Source organism: Bacillus sp. SIMBA_031, assembly GCF_046535225.1.
Classification (GTDB): domain Bacteria; phylum Bacillota; class Bacilli; order Bacillales; family Bacillaceae; genus Bacillus; species Bacillus velezensis.
Map to the genome: position 1 here is coordinate 1 of NZ_JAWRXC010000322.1, position 265 is coordinate 265.

General features: G+C 66.8%; 1 protein-coding gene. It reads right to left on the bottom strand.

Annotation, left to right across the window (positions count from 1 at the left end; all coding sequences use genetic code 11):
• Positions 1–61 precede the first annotated feature (61 nt).
• Positions 62–265 (bottom strand): ATP-binding protein (locus tag SB724_RS20480; RefSeq protein WP_410572734.1); only part of this gene is annotated, 204 nt, incomplete at its 5' end.

Sequence of the window (265 nt, forward strand, 5' to 3'; positions counted from 1 at the left end):
TTCGAGGGCCGCAGAAACGCCCTGATCTAGCACCGACGGATCCAGCACCGTCGTCAGGCCATTACGAAACAGCAGCCGCACGCGGGAGACGGATACAAAAACGGGCACCTTGACCCGCCGGAACCGGTTCCACCGTGAGGCTGAGACCCATTCGCTGAGCCAACCGGGCCGCGATGGACAGGCCAAGACCGCTGCCCGTGGGGCGTTGTCCTGTGTAGCGGCGGGACAAGGCGCCGCGTTCGAACGCGACGGCGGCGTCCTCGGC